Raw genomic sequence first — 4,371 nt, 5'->3', positions numbered from 1 at the left:
AAAATCATTTGAATGATTTCTTCTTGGTCTACGTGCCATAAAATACTCCATATATTGATGTTTATAACATCATTTGAGGAGCAGAATATCACTTATAGGAGTTGTTCAAATTTACGGATCCATCTCTGAGCTGTCTAAATTAAGCCAGACTCTCTTTTACAAATTTTGGATCAACAATAAATAATCGAATAAGGGATGTTGCTGCTCCTGATGGTCTTCTCGCACCTTGTTCCCATGATTCAAGAGTACGTCTTGATACGCCAAGAATCTTAGCAAACTGATCTTGTGTTAGTTGAGCCTTTCTACGAGCTAACGCTACATCTGTCTCAGTGATTACGGTTCTTTTCGCTGCATTACTAGTAAGCATATCGTCGATGCCTTGTAATATTTCAGCTTCAATATCCCTAGTTGCTTCAAAAGCCTCAAGTTCTTTTTCAGTCATTAAACGAGTCATTTAGTTTCTCCACTAATGCTTGAAGAGTCTTCTTACTAAGCTGTACAGTTTGCTTTTTACTGTACAAGGTTAATAACCAAATCTCTCCATTTGCTAAACGATTAAAGTAGATGACTCTGACACCACCACTTTTACCTCTACCACCGCTAGTCCATCTAATCTTACGAATACCACCTGCATTAGGCTCTACATCTCCTGCTTCAGGATTTAATGCTAAGAATGTTTTGAATTCCTCATATTCTTCCTGAGTCCAATAAACAAGACAGTATTTAGTAAATAATGGAGTCTCACATATTGTATACATTGATTGCATTCATACTACCTTGTAGTAGTTTATTTTATACTACTTTGTGGTATTTTTAAATGATAATTCTTAGTTCTCAGGATTAAATGCCTATTTAAGTGATGTGCTGAAAAGGTTGCCGACACATAAAGTGACTCAGATTGAAGAATTGCTACCACACCGCTGGAAACCTGAACCGAATTAAAAAATAGGCATGGGGTTCAGCGGACGCTTACGTTCAATTCGTATAACCGCCATTATGTTAAATAGAATCAAAAAACCTCCAATAAAATCGTTATAGTATTATTATTTATTGAGTAGATAAGAGAATTAAATTAGTGAAATACTCAAATGAACAAATAGTAAAAGCACTCTTACTTGCTCCTTTACCTTTACTTTTTTTAACAACAGTCCTGTTTATCGCAGTGAATCACGAATACAGCCTATACTCGATTTTCGTAGTTCTTGTAGGACACGGTCTTATTTACTTGGCTTATTGTATTTTGACTGTGCCTTTTAGCTACATATTCTCAATTCTTTTAAATCGTTATAACAGTCTTAATTTATTAACCATCTGTATTACCTCTCTAATTATTGCTACTCCATTTTTTATTCTTTTAGGATGGGGGCATACTGGAAAGATTGCTGAAGATTGGTGGAAGATGTATACCAATACATGGGCTAGCTTTCTGGCTCTATTTCCTGGCTTATGTTATTGGCTGTTTTTAATTAACTTAAAAGATAAAGAATAGTTATGAAAAAAATATTATATTTTAATTTTTTAGCGATTATTTTGACTTACGTATCTTTGCTTTATCAAAAAAATATATTAGTTGCTCGCATAGTTGTAGATAAGCTTGAAAAAGTTAAAGTCATAGCTGGGGGATTTCCTCTCCAGTTCCTTATAGATGGTGAAACCTCTCCAGTCGGAAGTATAAGTATCAATCCTTTATTTATTTTCATCGGCATGGATCAATTTGTTTTTCTCAATTTTTTTATTGATTATTTATTTTGGATAAGTATTTTATTTGCTTTTTCTATGATTGTGAAAAAGTACAGAATTGTATAGATCTTCTAAAATTAACATAATACACGTTATACGAAGTTGAAAAATTGAGACTATAGCCTTAATTTTTATGTATTTTTTTAATTTAACACCTAGGCCAGTGCCTAGGTTTTTTCATCTCGTATAACAGCCATTATGTTAAATAATAGGGGCTTCTAAGTACGCGATTAGAAAATTTAGTCTTTAAGAGGAGAAATTTGTTCTAGCTTATCTTCAGGATTATTTTCTCTAATATGTATAATTCGATCATAATTTTCTACTCCTCGTAAGTGAGGTGGTGCAAATGCTGGATACTTGTTGAAAAAGTGCATTTTAATATTTAGTGCATGGTCTAAAATAAAAGCACATTCAATTCCATAGTACTTATCATTAATAAAAAAATTGTCTGTAGTTTCTATTAGTTCTTGGATAGCTAAATCCAATTTTTGAATTTTTTCATTAATATCTTTAGTTTTCTCTTCTATCTTTTTGTCCATTGGTATCACCTATAGAATTAAGTTTCCCTAAAATTAACATAATACACGTTATACGAAGCCAAAAATGGGGGCATGCAGCTCCCATTTTTAGTCTTTTATCCGCTTTTTTGCTTCATCATAAACAATGCTATCAGCTCGTTTTCCAACGGTAATTAGCAAAATAACTACCTGATCATCTTTGACCTGGTAAACAAGTCGGACACCAGCTTTTAATAATTTTATTTTATAGCAGCCTGCAAGATCACCTTTAAGCATATTCTTTGGAATATGTGGTTGCTCTATTACCTTAGCTAATTTTTTCTTGAATTGATCTCGTATAGCACTAGGAAGCTTTTCCCATTCTGCAGTGAAGTCCTTATGACGTAAAAGCTTATAAGTCATCTAATGTGACTTCCTCGAACATCTCTTTAGGATCATTAACACGTTTGCGAACAAGAGCTAATAAATCAGCATCTTCCTCTGAGAGTAAAGCTTTTTGTACTGGAAGCTTTCCAGTCGTAGCAATATATTCAAGAATATTAGTAAAGAACTCAGTAGGTGCAATTCCTTGTTCTTTTAGGATGGAATAAGACTTTTCTTTAAGGGCTTCATCGACCCTGAAATTAACAGTAGCCATCATTTTCCCATTTATTGAATGCATGAGAATATTGTAATGCAATATGCATTACAAAGATAGTTCGTATAACAACCACTATGTTAAATGGATAGTTGTTTAGTGGGAAAATCAAGTTTTTGAAATTTCAAATTGAAGTTTTTTCGTTCAATTAGTAATTGTAATTTATATTCTATTGAATAACTATTTCATAACTTTTCCTATCATATTTGGCTGCATACGTAGCTACTTCTTGATTAATCTTTTTATGATTTTTATCTAAATATGAAAAGATTATTGAATCCTCATTGTGCCGCTCGTAATTGATGGCGTATTTATATTCTGAATAAGGATAAAGAGTACCTAAGCTATAAGTTTTTTGAGCACTAATATAAGTTACTTTAAGGTCTGTAATTGGATAATCAGTCTGATTTTTAATAAAAATATATCCATCCTTTTCAAATGGCTGGCATCCTATAAGTAGAACTAATGTAAGACAGTAAAATAGGCTATTCTTCATTTTGGTAGTTCTTCAATTGGTCTTATGAGTCGATTAATAACTATAACTTTTGAGGTATCACAGCTATGATCTACTTCAGTTATCCAAGAATAATTATTTTTTTCTAGAGGATAGGATTCTCCGCCTCCATATGCTGCTTTATCACCTAAAAAATAAGTATCCGAATCTACTTTTAGGCTCTTAGTTTCCGTATCCCAATCTAGAGTTTTTGTAGCAAAAATTGGCAGAACTTTAGAGCCATCAGCATGTTCTAGGTATAGGCATTTACCTTCCCTAATAAGCTTAGCCTCACTATAACTTGCATTATCTGCTCCCCCCGTATATTGAATACGTGGAACAACTATATTTGATTCAATTTTTTCTGTAACTGGACTGCAGGCTGCAAGTAAACTTAATAAAATAAATTCTAATCTTTTCATATTAAAGGAATTTTTTGAGAGAGTAATAGAGAAATTAAAGCAAATTATTCCAAAAGGCTCTGATTAAAAATTGTTAAAATTAGTAGATATATGAGAGGAAATTATGAAAAAATTTTTATACTTCAATTGCTTATCTTTTATTTTTACTTATTTATCTTTGTTTTATCAGAAATATACATTAGTGGATCGTATAGTTGTAGACAAGCTTGGAAAAGTTAAAGTCATTGGAGGAGGATTTCCCTTACAGTTTTTAGTAGATGGTGAAGTATCTCCAGGTGGGAGTATAGCGCTAGATCCTTTAAATATTATTATAGGAATAGATCAATTTATCTTCTTATATTTTATTTTTGATTATTTGTTCTGGATAAGTGTTTTATTTGCTTTTTACATAATTTTGAAAAGGTACAAACTAAAACAGATTTTCTAAAATTAACCTCTGTACACGACAAATTTCACAGAACCCTTATCCTATCAGGATTCTGCTTTCTTAAAATTGCCAAAATTTCCTTAAACTCTTCTTTTTTCCCAAAACCAATTAAACGCTGAATCGCCATTTGAACA

The 4,371-nt window shown here is 32.0% G+C and carries 9 protein-coding genes and 1 pseudogene; 4 read left to right on the top strand and 6 right to left on the bottom strand.

The features are described 5' to 3' along the window. Positions 1-139: 139 nt before the first annotated feature. A complete protein-coding gene (locus FTV25_RS15705) occupies positions 140-454 on the bottom strand; it encodes a DNA-binding transcriptional regulator (RefSeq protein ID WP_104505827.1) in 315 nt (104 codons plus the stop codon). Then, positions 435-758 (bottom strand): transcriptional regulator, encoded by a 324-nt coding sequence (locus FTV25_RS15700; protein WP_104505828.1) that lies wholly within the window; start codon positions 756-758, stop codon positions 435-437. Before FTV25_RS15700 ends, FTV25_RS15705 begins: the two co-directional genes overlap by 20 nt. A gap of 88 nt (positions 759-846) precedes the next feature. On the opposite strand from FTV25_RS15700, the pseudogene FTV25_RS15695 reads away from it, so the two are divergent. The 3 genes and pseudogenes from FTV25_RS15695 to FTV25_RS15685 all read left to right on the top strand — a co-directional run. Continuing rightward, a pseudogene (locus tag FTV25_RS15695) lies at positions 847-942 on the top strand (transposase domain-containing protein); the annotation flags it as partial. Positions 943-1,075: 133 nt separating this feature from the next. Continuing rightward, positions 1,076-1,489 carry a hypothetical protein gene (locus FTV25_RS15690; RefSeq protein ID WP_070155403.1) on the top strand — a complete coding sequence of 138 codons (414 nt, stop codon included), beginning with the start codon at positions 1,076-1,078 and terminating at the stop codon, positions 1,487-1,489. Positions 1,490-1,491: 2 nt separating this feature from the next. Continuing rightward, the gene (locus FTV25_RS15685) at positions 1,492-1,806 is read left to right on the top strand and encodes a hypothetical protein (RefSeq protein ID WP_070155405.1); all 315 of its coding nucleotides are present in this window, start codon (positions 1,492-1,494) and stop codon (positions 1,804-1,806) included. Positions 1,807-1,979: 173 nt separating this feature from the next. Here FTV25_RS15685 and FTV25_RS15680 read toward each other — a convergent pair whose 3' ends face one another. The 4 genes from FTV25_RS15680 to FTV25_RS15665 all read right to left on the bottom strand — a co-directional run bounded on the left by FTV25_RS15680 (position 1,980) and on the right by FTV25_RS15665 (position 3,810). Continuing rightward, positions 1,980-2,279 (bottom strand): hypothetical protein, encoded by a 300-nt coding sequence (locus FTV25_RS15680; RefSeq protein ID WP_000358348.1) that lies wholly within the window; start codon positions 2,277-2,279, stop codon positions 1,980-1,982. 87 nt (positions 2,280-2,366) lie between these two features. Beyond that, positions 2,367-2,660 (bottom strand): type II toxin-antitoxin system RelE/ParE family toxin, encoded by a 294-nt coding sequence (locus tag FTV25_RS15675; RefSeq protein WP_004733298.1) that lies wholly within the window; start codon positions 2,658-2,660, stop codon positions 2,367-2,369. Then, the gene (locus tag FTV25_RS15670; protein ID WP_070154357.1) at positions 2,650-2,895 is read right to left on the bottom strand and encodes a type II toxin-antitoxin system RelB/DinJ family antitoxin; all 246 of its coding nucleotides are present in this window, start codon (positions 2,893-2,895) and stop codon (positions 2,650-2,652) included. The genes FTV25_RS15675 and FTV25_RS15670 overlap by 11 nt, the downstream gene beginning before the upstream one ends. Before the next feature lie 492 nt (positions 2,896-3,387). Continuing rightward, positions 3,388-3,810, bottom strand: a complete 423-nt coding sequence (locus tag FTV25_RS15665) for a hypothetical protein (protein ID WP_004676061.1) — start codon at positions 3,808-3,810, stop codon at positions 3,388-3,390. Positions 3,811-3,913: 103 nt separating this feature from the next. Here FTV25_RS15665 and FTV25_RS15660 point away from each other — a divergent pair, with 103 nt between their 5' ends. Continuing rightward, positions 3,914-4,237 carry a hypothetical protein gene (locus FTV25_RS15660; RefSeq protein ID WP_004676058.1) on the top strand — a complete coding sequence of 108 codons (324 nt, stop codon included), beginning with the start codon at positions 3,914-3,916 and terminating at the stop codon, positions 4,235-4,237. Positions 4,238-4,371 lie beyond the last annotated feature (134 nt).

It is taken from the genome of Acinetobacter sp. YH12249 (assembly GCF_013417475.1).
In the GTDB taxonomy this organism is placed as follows: Bacteria; Pseudomonadota; Gammaproteobacteria; order Pseudomonadales; family Moraxellaceae; genus Acinetobacter.
This window is presented reverse-complemented; position numbering and strand designations above follow the sequence as displayed.